Raw genomic sequence first — 16,161 nt, 5'->3', positions numbered from 1 at the left:
ACCTGTCCATGCTATCGACCATTGATTAGCCAATCTGAATCAGCGATTAACCATTTCGTTACACAGCGTCCTGGTAAACCGACCGAGATGCCGCTGATGATCCGGATCAGACAACCGCCACGAGCACCGCGCAGGATGTGCCTGTAACATGCCTGCCCATTGATCTGTGCCGCTGGAGATGCCCCTTTGCCTGACACCCGCCCGCCCGTTCTTGACGAAATCGACCGCCAATTGATCGCGGCCTTGCAGATCAATGCCCGCGAAAGCGTGGCCATGCTCGCCCGGCAACTGGGTATCGCCCGCACCACGGTGACGTCGCGTCTGGCGCGACTGGAAAAGGCCAAAGTGATCACCGGTTACGGTGTGCGCCTGGGGCAGCGGGTGGTTGATGGCGGATTGCAGGCGTATGTCGGGATTACGGTGCAACCGCGGTCCGGCAAGGAAGTGCTGCGTCGTCTTAGCGCCATGGCGCAGGTTCAGCAGTTGTGTGCAGTGAGCGGCGAATTTGATTATGTGGCGTGGTTGCGCACCGACTCGCCGGAGCAACTGGATCAGTTGCTGGATCAGATTGGCAGTGTGGATGGCGTGGAGAAGACGACGACTTCGATCATCTTGAGTAGCAAGATTGATCGGGGGCAGCCGGTTTGAGTTTCAACCAATAATTCTTCATTGTCTGATCGGGCCTCATCGCGAGCAGGCTCGCTCCCACATTGAACAGTGTGTAGCAATACATCGTCACATTGATCAGGCTATTAGCAAAATGACGACACATTGCGTCTTATTAACGTGTTCTACGCTCTCTAGAATGGCTGCCATCTTTTCCTATACTCAGACGCGCACTCTGCGTCAGGTCGCCAGCAAGGTCAGCCATGAACAAGAACAATCGCCATCCTGCAGACGGTAAAAAACCGGTCACCGTTTTCGGCCCGGACTTTCCTTTCGCCTTCGACGACTGGATCGAACACCCGGCCGGGCTGGGCAGCATTCCGGCGCACAATCACGGCGCCGAGGTGGCGATTGTCGGGGCTGGCATTGCCGGTCTGGTGGCCGCCTACGAATTGATGAAGCTGGGCCTCAAACCCGTCGTTTATGAAGCCTCGAAGATGGGCGGTCGCCTGCGCTCCCAGGCGTTCAACGGTGCCGAAGGCATCATCGCCGAACTCGGCGGCATGCGTTTCCCGGTGTCGTCGACCGCGTTTTATCACTACGTCGACAAGCTTGGCCTGCAGACCAAACCCTTCCCGAACCCGCTGACGCCTGCGTCGGGCAGCACGGTAATCGATCTGGAAGGCAAAACTCATTACGCACAGAAACTGGCGGATCTTCCTGCACTGTTCCAGGAAGTTGCTGACGCCTGGGCGGATGCTCTGGAAGCCGGTTCGCAGTTCTCCGATATCCAGCAAGCGATCCGTGACCGCGACGTGCCGCGCCTCAAGGAACTATGGAACACCCTGGTGCCGCTGTGGGACGACCGCACGTTCTATGATTTCGTCGCCACCTCCGAAGCCTTCGCCAAGCTCTCGTTCCATCATCGCGAAGTGTTCGGCCAAGTCGGTTTCGGTACTGGCGGCTGGGACTCGGACTTCCCCAACTCGATGCTGGAAATCTTCCGCGTGGTGATGACCAACTGCGACGATCATCAGCACTTGGTAGTCGGCGGCGTGGAGCAAGTGCCGCTGGGCATCTGGCGCCATGTGCCGGAGCGTTGCGTGCATTGGCCTGAAGGCACCAGCCTCAGTTCGCTGCACAGCGGTGCGCCGCGCTCCGGCGTAAAAAAAATCGCCCATGCACCGAACGGGCGTTTTACTGTTACCGATAACTACGGCGACACACGCGAATACGCGGCTGTACTGACCACCTGCCAGAGCTGGCTGCTGACCACTCAGATCGAATGCGACGAAAGCCTGTTCTCGCAAAAGATGTGGATGGCCCTGGACCGCACCCGCTACATGCAATCATCGAAGACTTTCGTGATGGTCGATCGCCCATTCTGGAAGGACAAGGACCCGGAAACCGGTCGCGACCTGATGAGCATGACCCTCACCGATCGCCTGACCCGCGGCACCTATCTTTTCGACAATGGCGACGACAAACCAGGGGTGATTTGCCTGTCGTACTCGTGGATGAGCGACGCGCTGAAAATGCTCCCTCACCCGGTGGAAAAACGCGTGAAGCTGGCCTTGGACGCGTTGAAGAAGATCTACCCGAAAGTCGACATCGCCGCGCGGATCATAGGCGATCCGATCACCGTGTCGTGGGAAGCCGACCCGCACTTTCTCGGGGCCTTCAAAGGCGCCCTGCCCGGCCACTACCGCTACAACCAGCGCATGTATGCGCACTTCATGCAGGACGACATGCCACCCGAGCAGCGCGGGATTTTCATCGCCGGCGACGACGTTTCGTGGACGCCGGCCTGGGTCGAAGGCGCGGTGCAGACGTCTCTCAACGCGGTGTGGGGGATCATGAAACACTTCGGCGGTGAAACTCACGCCGAAAACCCGGGTCCAGGAGATGTGTTCAACGAGATCGGTCCGATCGCCCTGCCCGAGTAAGAGGAATCCGAAATGCGCGTAGCCCTTTACCAATGTCCACCGCTGCCCCTGGATGTCGCAGGTAATCTGCAACGCTTGCATCAACTGGCGCTGGAGGCCAAGGGCGCAGACTTGCTGGTGCTGCCGGAGATGTTCCTGACCGGCTACAACATCGGCATCGATGCGGTCAGTGTGCTGGCGGAGGTGCACAACGGTGAATCGGCGCAGCAAATCGCGCGCATTGCCAAGACGACGGGGATCGCCATTTTGTATGGCTACCCGGAGCGTACCGAAGACGGGCAGATCTACAACGCTGTGCAGTTGATCGACGCCAATGGCGAGCGGTTGTGCAACTACCGCAAGACTCACTTGTTCGGCGACCTCGATCACTCGATGTTCAGCGCCGGGCCGGATGAGTTTCCGCTAGTTGAACTCAACGGCTGGAAGCTTGGCTTTTTGATCTGCTACGACCTGGAGTTCCCGGAAAACGCCCGGCGCCTGGCATTGGCCGGTGCCGGGCTGATTCTGGTGCCGACGGCGAACATGATCCCCTACGACTTCATCGCCGACGTCACCGTCCGCGCGCGGGCCTTCGAAAACCAGTGTTATGTGGCCTACGCCAACTACTGCGGGCACGAAGGCGAGATCCAGTATTGCGGCCAGAGCAGCATCGCCGCGCCGGATGGCAGCCGCATCGCCCAGGCCGGACTTGATGAAGCACTGATTGTCGGTGAACTGGATCGTCAGCTGATGATCGATTCCCGCGCCGCCAATCGCTACTTCCTCGATCGCCGTCCCGAGCTATACGGCGAGCTGAACAAGCCCTAATCCGCTAGCATTAGCGCTTCTCTGTTCTGGAAGTGCTCATGCCTGCGCTGAATCACCCTCGCCTCCACACTGAAACCCTCGCCAATGGCCTGCGGGTGACGCTGCGTCATGCTCCCGATTTGAAGCGCTGCGCCGCTACGTTGCGGGTCGCTGCCGGCAGTCATGACGTGCCACTGGCCTGGCCGGGGCTGGCGCACTTTCTTGAGCATCTGCTGTTCCTGGGTACAGAGCGCTTTCCCGCAGAACAAGGGCTGATGGCCTACGTACAAGGTCATGGCGGGCAGGTGAATGCGCGAACCAGCGAACGCACGACAGACTTCTTTTTCGAGCTGCCACCTCAGGCGTTTAAGGGTGGACTTGAGCGTCTGTCAGACATGCTCGCTCATCCGCGTATGAATCCGGACGATCAGCGGCGGGAACGGGAAGTGCTGCACGCCGAATTTGTCGCCTGGTTGCGGGATGCGACGGCCCAGCAGCAATTTGCTTTGTTCGACGGGCTCTCGGCGGCTCATCCATTGCGGGCGTTTCATGCTGGAAACCGCTACAGCCTGCCGGTACCGCAGCCCGAATTTCAACAATCGTTGAAGGACTTCTATCAGCGGTTTTACCAGACCGGGCAGATGACGCTAAGCCTGGCCGGGCCACAGAGTCGCGATGAGTTGATGGTGATGGCCCAGGAGTTTTCCGCTGCCATTACCGCCGGGAATAAAGTCCCTCAGACAAAGCCCACCCTGCTGATGGATTCTTCAGACAATAGTTATCAACAGGCTGGAGAGCGTCGGCTGGATGTGGTGTTCGCCTTCGAAGCGCTGCCCGACTCATCGCCCGAAGCGCTGGCGTTCCTGTGCCACTGGCTGAACGCCGAAAAACCCGGCGGCCTATTGGCGCAGCTGCGAGAGCATGGGCTGGCGGACAACCTGAAAGCCGCGCCGCTCTATTACTACGCTGGCCAAGCCTTGCTGCACATCGAATTCACACGGCCCGCCCACGCCACGCAACCGCAAAGCGTGATCCGTGATCAGGTTCTGGATTGGCTGGGCTTCTTTGCCTCCCATCGGGATTGGGCCGAATTGCGCGAAGAATATGCAGCTCTGCTGCAGCGCCAACAGCAAGTCAGCAGCGCCTTGCAACTGGCCCGACGAGACAGCGAACAGCTTGAACCCGGGTTATCCGAACAGGGCGTTGTCGCCCTGAAAGCAATCCTCAAACAAATTGGCGCTGTGGATAACTTCACCGTCCAGTGGCAACTGCCGCCCCCCAACCCGTTTTTGCGCGCCGAGACTCCAGCCTCGAATGCCGGATTGATTCGCGGCCAGACCAGCGCCCACCGCGGCCTGCGGACTTTTGCCCAGGATCGCTCACGCAGTCGCCGCGAACGATCGCCGATGCAGTTCAGTCAGGCGTTGCCGGATAACACGGATGAAGGTGCGGTTTATCTGCGCTGGCGCCTGGAATCCGCACCTCACGGCCGCCTTCAGTCGAATCTGGAAAACAACCTGCGGATGCTGCGCGAAGATGCACGTCAGGCCGGTGTCGACTTTTCCTTCAGCGCTTTGGGCAATGAATGGCTGCTGAAGATGACGGGCCTGCAGGAACCGATGCCGACAGTCCTCGAACATGCGCTGAAAGAACTGACAAAACCTGATGCCGATTTCTCACAGGAAGAGCCGGCGTCCATTGCGTTGATGCCGATTCGACAGCTGCTCAAGGCATTGCCTGATCTATGCCTTGAGCACACCGACGCCTCAGATGACTCGCAGCAACTCTGGTCGGGCGCACGCTGGGATGGTCTGGCGACAGGCCTGTCTGCCCAGACTCAAGCGGCGATGGGGCTTGCCTTGAGTCGTATTCCCGGCACTGCGGACAGTCAACTGACGCCGCCTCCGTCGATTCGCTCGCAGCATCTCTGGAACTCCGTCGATACCGAATCCAGCGAACACGCGCTGTTGCTCTTTTGTCCAACAGCAACCCATGACATCGCCGATGAAGCCGCCTGGCGTTTGCTCGCACACGTGTGCCAGACGCCGTTCTACCAGCGCCTGCGGGTGGAGCTGCAGCTCGGTTACGCCGTATTCAGCGGACTACGCCAGATAAACGGTCAGACCGGACTGCTGTTCGGCGTGCAATCACCGAGCGTCGCGCCTCTGGATTTGCTGGAGCACATCAAACAGTTCCTCAGCGAATTGGAAGGGATGATTGAAAGCATCGATGACGCGACCTTCATCGTTCAGCGCCAAGCCCTGGCCGATCAATTCGACAGCTCCGCCCTGCCCAACACCCAAGCCGCCGAATTGCTCTGGCAAGGCAAACTGGCCGGCCACTCGTCGGATTACCTGAAACATCTGCCTCAGGCGATTCTGATGATCGACCGTGAAGCCTTGCTGGCGGCGGCACAACGCTTGAATCGGGCCGACGGCGGATGGCGCTGTCTGGCCAGCGGATCTTGTCCGGGGACGCCTTGGCAAGTGGCAAAATGATCATTACCGGTGCTGCAATTAGCTTTCTCAAAGATTCGTGGCCAATCGCTGTGTAATTTTGAGTAACATAGCCACCTAACTATCTGAACATCTCCGGCTGGAGGTGGACTATATGTATAGGTCTCAACTGTCCCATCCACCTGAAGGAGCGCTTCTATGTCCTGGTCCAAACCTGCTTACACCGACCTGCGTATCGGCTTCGAAGTCACCATGTACTTCGCAAGCCGCTAAGCTCTGCCGTCTGGTAGAGAATGCAGTGCTACGCCTCGGCTCGCCGGGGCGTTTTTATTTTCAGCTTTCAATGATGGAGCGGCCATGTTTGTCCAGATTCTAGGTTCCGCCGCCGGCGGCGGTTTCCCCCAGTGGAACTGCAACTGCGTGAACTGCGCAGGTTTTCGCGACGGCAGCCTGCGGGCCGAGGCGCGTACCCAGTCGTCCATCGCGATTTCCGATGACGGCGTGAACTGGGTGCTGTGCAATGCTTCGCCGGACATCCGCGCTCAGCTCCAGAACTTCGCTCCAATGCAGCCAGGTCGCGCACTGCGTGACACCGGCATCAGCGCAATCATCCTGATGGACAGCCAGATCGATCACACCACCGGCCTGCTCAGCCTGCGCGAAGGCTGCCCGCATCAGGTCTGGTGTACCGACATGGTCCACGAAGACCTGAGCACCGGTTTCCCGCTGTTCACCATGCTGACCCACTGGAATGGCGGGTTGAACTGGAACCGTATCGAACTCGATCAGAGCTTTACCGTCCCGGCTTGCCCGAACCTGCGCTTCACCCCTCTGCCCCTGCGTAGCGCCGCACCACCGTACTCGCCGCATCGCTTCGACCCGCACCCGGGCGACAACATTGGCCTGATCGTCGAAGACCTGGGCACCGGCGGCAAACTGTTCTATGCACCGGGCCTGGGCAAGGTCGGCGCATCGCTGATGAAGATCATGGCCTGCAGCGATTGCCTGTTGGTGGATGGCACGATGTGGGACGACGACGAAATGCAGCGCCGTGGTGTCGGCACGCGCACTGGCCGGGAGATGGGCCACTTGGCGCAGAACGGCCCTGGCGGCATGCTCGAAGTGCTGGAGCAGCTGCCCAAACAGCGCAAAGTGCTTATCCACATCAACAATACCAACCCGATTCTCGACGAGGATTCGCCGGAGCGCGCGGAGCTGGCTCGGCGCGAGGTTGAAGTGGCGTATGACGGCATGAGTATTGTGTTGTAGGAAACCAAGACCGCTGCGCGGTCTATCGCGAGCAGGCTCGCTCCCACACTGGATTGGGTTACCACTTGCCCCCTGTGGGAGCGAGCCTGCTCGCGATGAAGCCCGTACAAGCACTACACATCTAGGGTTATACCCCGGAGAACCGCAATGACTGACACCGCAATGTCCCCCGCCGAATTCGAAGCGGCCCTGCGCGCCAAGGGCGCCTACTACCATATCTATCACCCGTATCACGTGGCGATGTATGAAGGCCGGGCAACCCGCGAGCAGATCCAGGGTTGGGTCGCCAACCGCTTTTACTATCAGGTGAACATTCCACTCAAGGACGCCGCTATCCTGGCCAATTGCCCGGACCGAGAGATTCGTCGCGAGTGGATTCAGCGCCTGCTGGACCACGACGGCGCTCCCGGCGAAGAGGGCGGCATCGAAGCCTGGCTACGCCTCGGCCAAGCGGTCGGCCTCGACCCGGATCAACTGCGCTCTCAGGAGTTGGTGCTGCCCGGCGTGCGTTTCGCCGTGGATGCCTACGTCAACTTCGCCCGCCGGGCCCGTTGGCAAGAAGCTGCGAGCAGTTCGCTGACCGAACTGTTCGCGCCGCAGATCCACCAATCGCGCCTCGACAGTTGGCCGCAGCATTACCCGTGGATCGACCCGACCGGTTACGAATATTTCCGCACTCGCCTGGGGCAAGCACGCCGGGATGTGGAGCATGGTCTGGCGATCACTTTGCAGCACTACACTACGCGGGAAGGCCAGGAGCGCATGCTGGAAATTCTCCAGTTCAAACTGGACATTCTTTGGAGCATGCTCGATGCCATGAGCATGGCCTACGAACTGAACCGCCCGCCGTACCACAGCGTGACCGAACAGCGGGTCTGGCATAAAGGAATCACCGTATGAGTTTCGATCGCAGCAAAACCCCGACATGGCGCACCGGCTATCGCTTCCAGTACGAACCGGCGCAAAAAGGCCATGTGCTGCTCTACCCGGAAGGCATGATCAAACTCAACGACAGCGCTGCGCTGATTGGCGGTTTGATTGATGGTCAGCGGGATGTCACGGCGATCATCGCCGAACTGGGCGCGCGGTTCCCCGACGTGCCTGAACTCGGTGATGACATCGAGCAATTCATGGAGGTCGCCCGTGCTCAGCACTGGATCGAACTTGCCTGATTCCGTGTCAGACAAGTTACCGCCCAAGCCTGAAATCGGCCTGCCACTGTGGTTGCTGGCCGAGCTGACCTATCGCTGCCCGCTACAATGCCCGTACTGCTCCAATCCGTTGGATTTCGCCGAGCAGGGTAAAGAGTTGTCCACCGAGCAGTGGATCAAAGTCTTTCGCGAAGCCCGGGAGATGGGTGCGGCGCAGCTGGGTTTTTCCGGCGGTGAGCCGCTGGTGCGTCAAGACCTCGCCGAGCTGATCGCCGAGGCGCGCAAGCTGGGTTTCTACACCAACCTGATCACCTCTGGCATCGGTCTCACCGAGCAGAAAATCAGCGACTTCAAGAAGGCCGGTCTGGACCACATCCAGATCAGTTTTCAGGCCAGCGACGAGCAAGTGAATAACCTGCTGGCCGGCTCAAAAAAGGCCTTCGCGCAAAAGCTCGAAATGGCTCGTGCGGTGAAGGCTCACGGCTACCCGATGGTGCTGAACTTCGTCACCCATCGGCACAACATCGATAAGATCGACCGGATCATCGAGCTGTGCATTGCCCTTGAAGCGGACTTCGTCGAACTCGCGACGTGCCAGTTCTACGGCTGGGCCCAGCTCAATCGGGTTGGCCTGTTGCCGACCAAAGAACAATTGGTTCGCGCCGAACGCATCACCAACGAATACCGCGCCAAACTGGAAGCTGAAGGGCATCCGTGCAAGCTGATTTTCGTTACGCCGGACTATTACGAAGAACGCCCGAAAGCCTGTATGAATGGCTGGGGCAGTATTTTTCTGACAGTCACGCCGGACGGAACCGCCCTGCCCTGTCACGGTGCCCGACAGATGCCGGTGCAGTTTCCCAACGTGCGCGACCACAGCATGCAGCACATCTGGTACGACTCGTTCGGCTTCAACCGCTTTCGCGGTTACGACTGGATGCCCGAGCCGTGCCGTTCCTGCGACGAGAAAGAAAAGGACTTCGGCGGCTGTCGCTGTCAGGCATTCATGCTCACGGGTGACGCGAGCAACGCCGACCCGGTGTGCAGCAAGTCGGAACATCACGGCGTGATTCTCAAGGCCCGCGAAGAAGCCGAACACGCGACCCAGACCATTGAACAACTGGCCTTTCGCAATGAACGAAACTCACGCCTCATCACCAAAAGCTGAACCCTTAAGCGCCGCCAGGGCTGTCGCGGCCGGCATTGACTTCGCCGAGTTGCAAATCGGCAAGCATGGCCTGTTCTGGAACGAATACCGCCCCGAGGACGCCGCCTGCCGGATCTGGCAGTGGCGCGACGGTCAGGCTCGGTGCCTGACACCGCCCACCTTCAGTGTGCGTAGCCGGGTGTACGAATATGGCGGCGGCGCGTTTTGTCTGACCGATGACGGGCTTGTTTTCGTCAACGAGGCAGACCAGCAGTTGTACCGGCAATCACTAACCGGTGAGGCGCCTGAGGTGCTGACTTCAAGTGAATGCCGCTACGGCGATTTGCACTTCGTCAACGGGCAAGTGCTGGCGGTGGAAGAGTACCGCGATCGACATCGCCTGGTGGCTATCGATCTGGCTGATGGCCAACGTCATTTGCTGGCCGAAGGCGCCGATTTCTACGCGGCACCGACCGTGAGTCCTGACGGTCGACGTCTGGCCTGGATCGAGTGGAATCGCCCGGATCAGCCCTGGACCGCTACTCGCCTGATGGTTGCCGAACGCCAGAGCGATCACACCTTTGCGCAACCGCGCTGTGTGGCGGGTGACGGTGCCCAGGAGTCACTGCAACAACCACGATTCGATGACAGCGGCCGTCTGTTTTGTCTGACGGATCGCGGCGGTTTCTGGCAGCCGTGGGTGGAGTCGGGTAACGGTCTGAGCCCACTGCCAAGCGCGGCCGCCGACCATGGACCGGCGCCTTGGCAATTGGGTGGTTGCACCTGGTTGCCGTTGGGCGAAGACACTTATCTGGCGAGTTGGACCGAAGGCGGTTTTGGTCGACTGGGGCTTTGTCATGGCGATGGCTCCCGTGACGATTTCACGGGCGACTACAGCCGCTTGCGCCACCTCGCACAGGATGAGCAGTTCATCTACTGCATCGCCGCTTCGCCGGTCAGTTCGTCGGCAATCATTGCCATCGACCGTGAAACACGCCAGGTCAACGTTCTGGCCGGCGGTATCGCACCGCTGCCCGCCGAACAGATCAGCCGTCCGCAAACCCTGCGTTATCCGAGCGGTTCGGGCGAGGCCCATGGTTTCTTCTACCCGGCGATGACCGGCGACACGAAACCGCCGTTAGTGGTGTTCATTCACGGCGGCCCGACTTCGGCCTGCTACCCGATGTTCGACCCGCGGATCCAGTATTGGGCACAACGCGGCTTCGCCGTGGCCGACCTCAATTACCGAGGCAGCAGCGGCTATGGCCGCGCTTATCGCCAGGCCTTGCATTTGAGTTGGGGCGATGTGGATGTGGAAGATGCCTGTGCGGTGGTGGCCTACCTCGCCGAACGTGGACTGATCGACGGCGACAAGGCGTTTATCCGTGGAGGCAGCGCCGGTGGCTACACCACATTGTGCGCATTGGCCTTTCACAAGGTCTTTCGTGCGGGCGCCAGTCTGTATGGCGTTAGCGATCCCGTTGCGCTAGGCCGCGCCACCCACAAGTTCGAAGGCGATTATCTGGATTGGTTGATCGGCGACCCGGTGCAAGACGCCGAACGCTACGCCTCGCGCACGCCATTGCTGCACGCGAACAACATCAGTGTTCCGGTGATTTTCTTTCAGGGTGAACTGGACGCCGTGGTAGTGCCACAACAGACCCGCGACATGGTCACTGCGCTACAGGACAACGGCATTCTGGTCGAAGCGCATTACTACGCCGACGAACGCCATGGCTTTCGCAAGGCCGGCAATCAGGCCCATGCGCTGGAACAGGAGTGGTTGTTTTATCAAAGGGTGATGGAGTTGGCGGACTGAAGTCTGCGCTCAGTGCAGGTATTTGCGGTGCCCCCATTCGCGAGCAAACCCGCTCCCACACTGGACCTTCTGTGAACACATTATGTGTGAATACCAGAGATCAAATGTGGGAGCGGGCTTGCTCGCGAATGCGATCTAACCGGTGCGGCAAAACTCAGCGCTTGGCGATGATGTACACCGCATGCACGATCCCCGGAATGTAACCGCATAATGTCAGCAGAATGTTCAGCCAGAATGCCCCAGCGAAACCGACTTGCAGAAACACACCCAGTGGCGGCAAAAGAATGGCGATGATGATTCGGATAAAGTCCATGGGGTAGCTCCTGATTGAAGTAGGCTCTTGTGAACCCTACAGCTAATCGACCTGCGGCGTTCTTCAGGGTTCAGTTGTGGATTCGGATCACAGCCCCTCCAGATACCGATGAAGACAAAAAAACGCCCCACGCCAAAAGAATCAGGCGTGGGGCGATGCGTTATACCGCGAGACGGTTCTGGAATTCGTGTAGGACGGGACTGATCAGACTGCAATACCTTTGCGGCACTGCAGTTGCGCGGTGCGCACGCGAGAGAAGGCGCGGGCCAGGCGCAGGAGCATTTCGTCGACATTGACCTTGCTGACGGTGAGGGCCGGGGTAAAGCGCAGGCAATCGGGTTGCGGGGCGTTGAGCAGCAAGCCTTCGTACAACGCAGCCTTGACTACGGCCTCAGCCGAATCGTCGGACAGATCAAGACCCCAGAGCAGTCCTTGCCCGCGCAATTCACCGTGACCGTAGCGATGAGCCAGACGACTCAATCCTTCACGCAGATGCTGACCCATTTCCCGTACATGATCGAGATGGCCCTTGTCCTGCACGTTGTCGAGGACGACAAGACCGGCCGCACTCATCAGTGCATTGCCATGATGCGTGCCGCTCAGTTCGCCGACATCGAAACAACAGGCCTTGCCTCGCGCCAGCAATGCCGCCAATGGCACGCCACCGCCAAGCCCTTTGCCGAGCACGACGATATCTGCCCGCACGCCGTAGGACTGTTCGGCGAGCAAGGTGCCGCAGCGACCGATGCCGGTTTGTACTTCGTCGAGTATCAGTAAGATGCCAAGCTCACGACACAGGAGCTCGACACCTTTGAGGTAGTGTTCGGTGGCGGGAATCACTCCGGCCTCGCTCTGGATCGGCTCGAGCATGATTGCGACAGTCTGGGCGTCTACGGCCGCATGCAGTGCTGGCAGGTCATTGAACGGGACATGACTGAAGCCCGGCAGTTGTGGCTCGAATCGGTTGATCAGATTCGAACTGTCCGACGCTGAAATCGTCCCGAGACTACGGCCATGACAACCTTTACTGGCAACGATGATCCGCGAAGCGCCGCCACGATGTCGCTGGCCCCATTTACGCGCTAACTTGATCGCCGCTTCACAGGCTTCGCTGCCACTGTTGAGCAGGTACGCCTGGTCACTGCCGGTGCTGGTACAGAGCCGTTCGGTGAGGTTGAGCATGCCACGGTTATGCAAACTGAAACCTGGGTTGATTAACGACTGAGCCTGTTCCGAAATCGCCTTGACCAGTACTGAGGGACTATGTCCGAGGCTATTGGCGCCGCCACCCTGTGAGAAATCCAGATAAGCGCGGTCATCGCTGTCCCACAGCCACGAGCCTTGGCCCCGCACGAAAATCTGTTTCGGCCGTTCGACACTGGGCATCAGGCACTCGCTGGATAAGTTGTCGCTTCTGGACGACAAGGAGGTGGCCATCGCCAAGTCATCAAGGCTCGGTGGTTTGCGTCGCAGGTTGAACAGATTCATTGGATAAAACCTCGTTTGAGGTTTTTTGCCTTGCCTATGTAAACACCATTGCCGTAAACGGTATTCATCGTGCGCTCTGGCCCTGTAAGCCTTGTGAATGCGGTTAGACTAGGTGTAGGCAAGGCACTGAGCCATTTCGATTTCTCAGCATTTTCGATAAGTATTACTTATGGATTTCAAGCAACTGCGTTATTTCGTCGCGGTCTACGAAGAAGGCCACGTCGGTCGGGCCGCCGAGCGACTTTCAATCTCCCAGCCAGCGTTGTCCCAGCAGATTCGCCAACTCGAAAAAAACCTCGATGTGAGCCTGTTCGAACGCAGCAGCAAACGTCTGCTGCCCACTCTGGCTGCTCACACGTTGTACAACCATGCCCTGCCCTTGCTCGATGGCCTGCAACGCGCACGCGAAGCCTTGGGCAACTTCAAGGGAAAAGCGCTGCGAACCTTGGCCATCGGCGTGCTGCAGACCGTGCATTCCAGCCTGGTGCCGCAAATGCTCGAACGTCTGCGCAAGGCACAGCCACATTTGGTGGTGCAGATCTATGAACTGACCGGCCTGGAAATCGAGCGGCGGCTACTCAACGGCTCGCTGGACATCGGCATCAGTTACCTGCCGCCCCGTCAGCCGGGTTTGCACGGCGTGCAGTTGTACGAAGATGAACTGACCCTTGTCATCCCGGCGGGTCACCCGTTGCGGGAATTCAAGAAAGTCTCCATGAGCCAGGCCGCCGAGTTGCCGATGTTGCTACTGGGTGAGGAGTTTCAGGTGCGGCAGATCTGGCAGGCACAACTGGCCAATCTGGGACGTCGCCCGCAGGTGCAGGCTGAGTTGAACAACATGGCGGGGATTCTCGACAGCCTGCCGCACACGCGACTGGCGACGGTTCTGCCTGGGCGCTCGCAAAAGACCCATGGCGATCAGGCCTTGCTGTGGAAGCCACTGAGCGAGCCGCGGGTGCCGCTGAAAGTCGGATTGGTGTGTCGGGATGTGCAGCGACAACAGGCTTCGCTGACGTTGTTGCGGACATTGCTGGAAGAAGTAATGAATCGCCCGGATGACCACTTGAATGGCCCAGCGACACTGGACGATTTGAGCTGAGCACTTTTTCCAGGCAAAAGAAAACCCCGCCGAAGCGGGGCTTTGCAGACTGTTTCCCTGACATCCATTTCACTCCGCCATCCTGGCAGAATCCTACGTGTCCGTGTTGTTGCTTTGCGCTTCCTGCGCGACGTCCATGTGAAGTAGATTAGCTCTGGATCCAATCTTCGCCTATGGGAAAACAGCAGCACGTTATGTAAGAGAATGCTTACATAACGTCAAAGGATCAGAATTGTCCTGCGTCCAGCAGGAACAACGATTCGCTACCCGCCTTTACCGACGCGCTCAACGAGTGAATACGCGGCAGCAGACGTGCGAAATAGAACCGCGCCGTACCAAGTTTGCTCGCGTAGAAATCGTCCTGAGCTTCTTTACCGAAGGCTGCCTTGGCCATCAGTGCCCACATGTAGGCGTAGGCCATGTAACCGAATGCTTGCAGATACTCGACCGACGCCGCGCCGATCTCGTTCGGGTTGTTTTTCGCCCGGTCCAGCAACCACGCGGTCAGTTCGTCGAGAGTGTCCACCGCATCATTCAGCGGCTGGGTGAACTCCGCCAGGTCAGCATTGGCCGTCGCGATGAAATGACGAATCTCGTCAGCGAACAGGTTGTAGAACGCCCCGCCGCTGCCGACAATCTTGCGTCCTACAAGATCCAGCGCCTGAATACCGTTGGTGCCTTCGTAGATCTGGGTGATCCGTACATCACGAACCAGTTGCTCCTGGCCCCACTCACGAATGTAGCCATGACCGCCAAAAACCTGCTGGCCGTGAACCGTGGTTTCCAGACCCAGGTCGGTCAGGAAGGCCTTGGCCACCGGCGTCAGCAGTGCAACCAGATCTTCTGCGCGCTTGCGGGTGGTGGCGTCTTCGCTGAATTTGGCGGTGTCCAGCTGCATCGCCACGTAAGTGGAGAAGGCACGGCCGCCTTCGTTCGAGGCTTTCATGGTCAGCAGCATGCGACGCACGTCCGGGTGGACGATGATCGGGTCAGCCACCTTGTCCTTGTTCTGCGCGCCAGTCGGCGAGCGGCTTTGCAGACGGTCGCGAGCGTATTCGATAGCGTTCTGGTACGAGCGCTCGCCAGTGGCCAGGCCCTGGATGCCGACGCCCAGACGCTCGTAGTTCATCATGGTGAACATCGCCGCCAGGCCTTTGTTCGGCTCGCCGACCAGGTAACCCACGGCTTCGTCGAAGTTCATCACGCAGGTCGCGGATGCCTGGATGCCCATCTTGTGTTCGATCGAACCACAGCTCAAAGGGTTGCGCGCGCCCAGGCTGCCATCGGCATTGACCATGAACTTCGGCACCAGGAACAGCGAAATGCCTTTCGGCCCCGCTGGCGCGTCGGGCAGTTTGGCCAATACCAGGTGGATGATGTTCTCGGTCAGGTCGTGTTCACCGCCGGTGATGAAGATTTTGGTGCCGCTGACTTTGTAGGAACCATCGGCCTGAGGCTCGGCCTTGGTGCGGATAATCCCCAGGTCAGTACCGGCATGCGGCTCGGTCAGGCACATGGAACCGGCCCAGATACCGGCGTACATGTTCGGCAGGTACGCCGCTTTCAGCTCTTCGCTGGCGTGGGCGTTGATCGACAGGCAAGCGCCGGCAGTCAGCATCGGGTACAGACCGAACGACAGGCTCGCGGAGTTGACCATTTCTTCGACCTGCGCCGAAACCGCCTTGGGCATGCCCATGCCGCCGTAGGTCGGATCGCCCCCGACACCGACCCAACCGCCTTCAGCGTAAGTCTGATAAGCCTGTGGGAAACCGGCCGGGGTGGTGACGGCACCGTCGGCCCAGTGGCAACCTTCTTCGTCAGCTGCACGGCTCAGGGGCGCGATGCTTTTGCTGGTGACCTTGCCGGCCTCTTCCAGAATGGCTTCGACCGTTTCCGCATCGACGGTCTCGGCCAGCGCAGGCAGTTCGGCCCAGAGTTTGGCGACCTCGAAAACTTCATTGAGGACGAAGCGCATATCGCGCAGGGGCGCTTTGTAGTCAGCCATGGCAAACCTCGCAAGATCTAAACAGGTGGTTCGTAGAATAGTGATTTCGTTGTGTCCGAGTGTACCTCAACAACTT

At 59.2% G+C, this 16,161-nt stretch carries 14 protein-coding genes; 11 read left to right on the top strand and 3 right to left on the bottom strand.

Going from position 1 to position 16,161, the window contains the following annotated elements:
* Positions 1–186 precede the first annotated feature (186 nt).
* The 10 genes from BK662_RS07910 to BK662_RS07865 all read left to right on the top strand — a co-directional run bounded on the left by BK662_RS07910 (position 187) and on the right by BK662_RS07865 (position 11,180).
* Positions 187–648: an Lrp/AsnC family transcriptional regulator gene (locus BK662_RS07910; RefSeq protein ID WP_007980298.1), complete on the top strand. Its 462-nt coding sequence runs from the start codon at positions 187–189 to the stop codon at positions 646–648.
* A 221-nt stretch (positions 649–869) separates the two neighbouring features.
* Complete coding sequence (locus BK662_RS07905) at positions 870–2,552, top strand: flavin monoamine oxidase family protein (RefSeq protein ID WP_095052657.1); 1,683 nt, start codon at positions 870–872, stop codon at positions 2,550–2,552.
* A gap of 12 nt (positions 2,553–2,564) precedes the next feature.
* Positions 2,565–3,359: a carbon-nitrogen hydrolase family protein gene (locus tag BK662_RS07900; RefSeq protein WP_123357609.1), complete on the top strand. Its 795-nt coding sequence runs from the start codon at positions 2,565–2,567 to the stop codon at positions 3,357–3,359.
* Positions 3,360–3,397: 38 nt separating this feature from the next.
* Entirely contained in the window at positions 3,398–5,836 is a 2,439-nt protein-coding gene (gene pqqF / locus BK662_RS07895) for a pyrroloquinoline quinone biosynthesis protein PqqF (protein ID WP_123357608.1), read from the top strand.
* A gap of 156 nt (positions 5,837–5,992) precedes the next feature.
* Positions 5,993–6,067 carry a pyrroloquinoline quinone precursor peptide PqqA gene (gene pqqA / locus BK662_RS07890; protein WP_009045898.1) on the top strand — a complete coding sequence of 25 codons (75 nt, stop codon included), beginning with the start codon at positions 5,993–5,995 and terminating at the stop codon, positions 6,065–6,067.
* Between the two features lie 84 nt (positions 6,068–6,151).
* A complete protein-coding gene (gene pqqB, locus BK662_RS07885; RefSeq protein ID WP_123357607.1) occupies positions 6,152–7,063 on the top strand; it encodes a pyrroloquinoline quinone biosynthesis protein PqqB in 912 nt (303 codons plus the stop codon).
* Positions 7,064–7,210: 147 nt separating this feature from the next.
* Positions 7,211–7,963, top strand: coding sequence for a pyrroloquinoline-quinone synthase PqqC (gene pqqC, locus BK662_RS07880; protein ID WP_123357606.1), 753 nt, complete (start codon positions 7,211–7,213; stop codon positions 7,961–7,963).
* Positions 7,960–8,235 carry a pyrroloquinoline quinone biosynthesis peptide chaperone PqqD gene (pqqD, locus tag BK662_RS07875; RefSeq protein WP_123357605.1) on the top strand — a complete coding sequence of 92 codons (276 nt, stop codon included), beginning with the start codon at positions 7,960–7,962 and terminating at the stop codon, positions 8,233–8,235. Before pqqC ends, pqqD begins: the two co-directional genes overlap by 4 nt.
* Complete coding sequence (pqqE, locus tag BK662_RS07870; RefSeq protein WP_123357604.1) at positions 8,207–9,382, top strand: pyrroloquinoline quinone biosynthesis protein PqqE; 1,176 nt, start codon at positions 8,207–8,209, stop codon at positions 9,380–9,382. Before pqqD ends, pqqE begins: the two co-directional genes overlap by 29 nt.
* On the top strand, positions 9,348–11,180 hold the full coding sequence (locus BK662_RS07865; RefSeq protein WP_123357603.1) for a S9 family peptidase: 1,833 nt from the start codon (positions 9,348–9,350) through the stop codon (positions 11,178–11,180). The genes pqqE and BK662_RS07865 overlap by 35 nt, the downstream gene beginning before the upstream one ends.
* Positions 11,181–11,334: 154 nt before the next feature.
* On the opposite strand, the gene BK662_RS07860 is transcribed toward BK662_RS07865, so the two are convergent.
* Entirely contained in the window at positions 11,335–11,493 is a 159-nt protein-coding gene (locus BK662_RS07860; RefSeq protein ID WP_007904205.1) for a YqaE/Pmp3 family membrane protein, read from the bottom strand.
* Between the two features lie 204 nt (positions 11,494–11,697).
* On the bottom strand, positions 11,698–12,981 hold the full coding sequence (locus BK662_RS07855) for an aspartate aminotransferase family protein (RefSeq protein WP_123357602.1): 1,284 nt from the start codon (positions 12,979–12,981) through the stop codon (positions 11,698–11,700).
* A gap of 169 nt (positions 12,982–13,150) precedes the next feature.
* Here BK662_RS07855 and BK662_RS07850 point away from each other — a divergent pair, with 169 nt between their 5' ends.
* Complete coding sequence (locus BK662_RS07850; protein WP_123357601.1) at positions 13,151–14,080, top strand: LysR family transcriptional regulator; 930 nt, start codon at positions 13,151–13,153, stop codon at positions 14,078–14,080.
* A 226-nt stretch (positions 14,081–14,306) separates the two neighbouring features.
* Here BK662_RS07850 and BK662_RS07845 read toward each other — a convergent pair whose 3' ends face one another.
* A complete protein-coding gene (locus tag BK662_RS07845) occupies positions 14,307–16,085 on the bottom strand; it encodes an acyl-CoA dehydrogenase C-terminal domain-containing protein (protein WP_123357600.1) in 1,779 nt (592 codons plus the stop codon).
* Between the last annotated feature and the right edge of the window lie 76 nt (positions 16,086–16,161).

The sequence above is a fragment of the Pseudomonas frederiksbergensis genome (assembly GCF_003732275.1).
Taxonomy (GTDB): Bacteria; Pseudomonadota; Gammaproteobacteria; order Pseudomonadales; family Pseudomonadaceae; genus Aquipseudomonas; species Aquipseudomonas frederiksbergensis_H.
The sequence above is the reverse complement of the archived record's forward strand: the minus strand, read 5'-3'. Positions and strand labels throughout refer to the sequence as shown.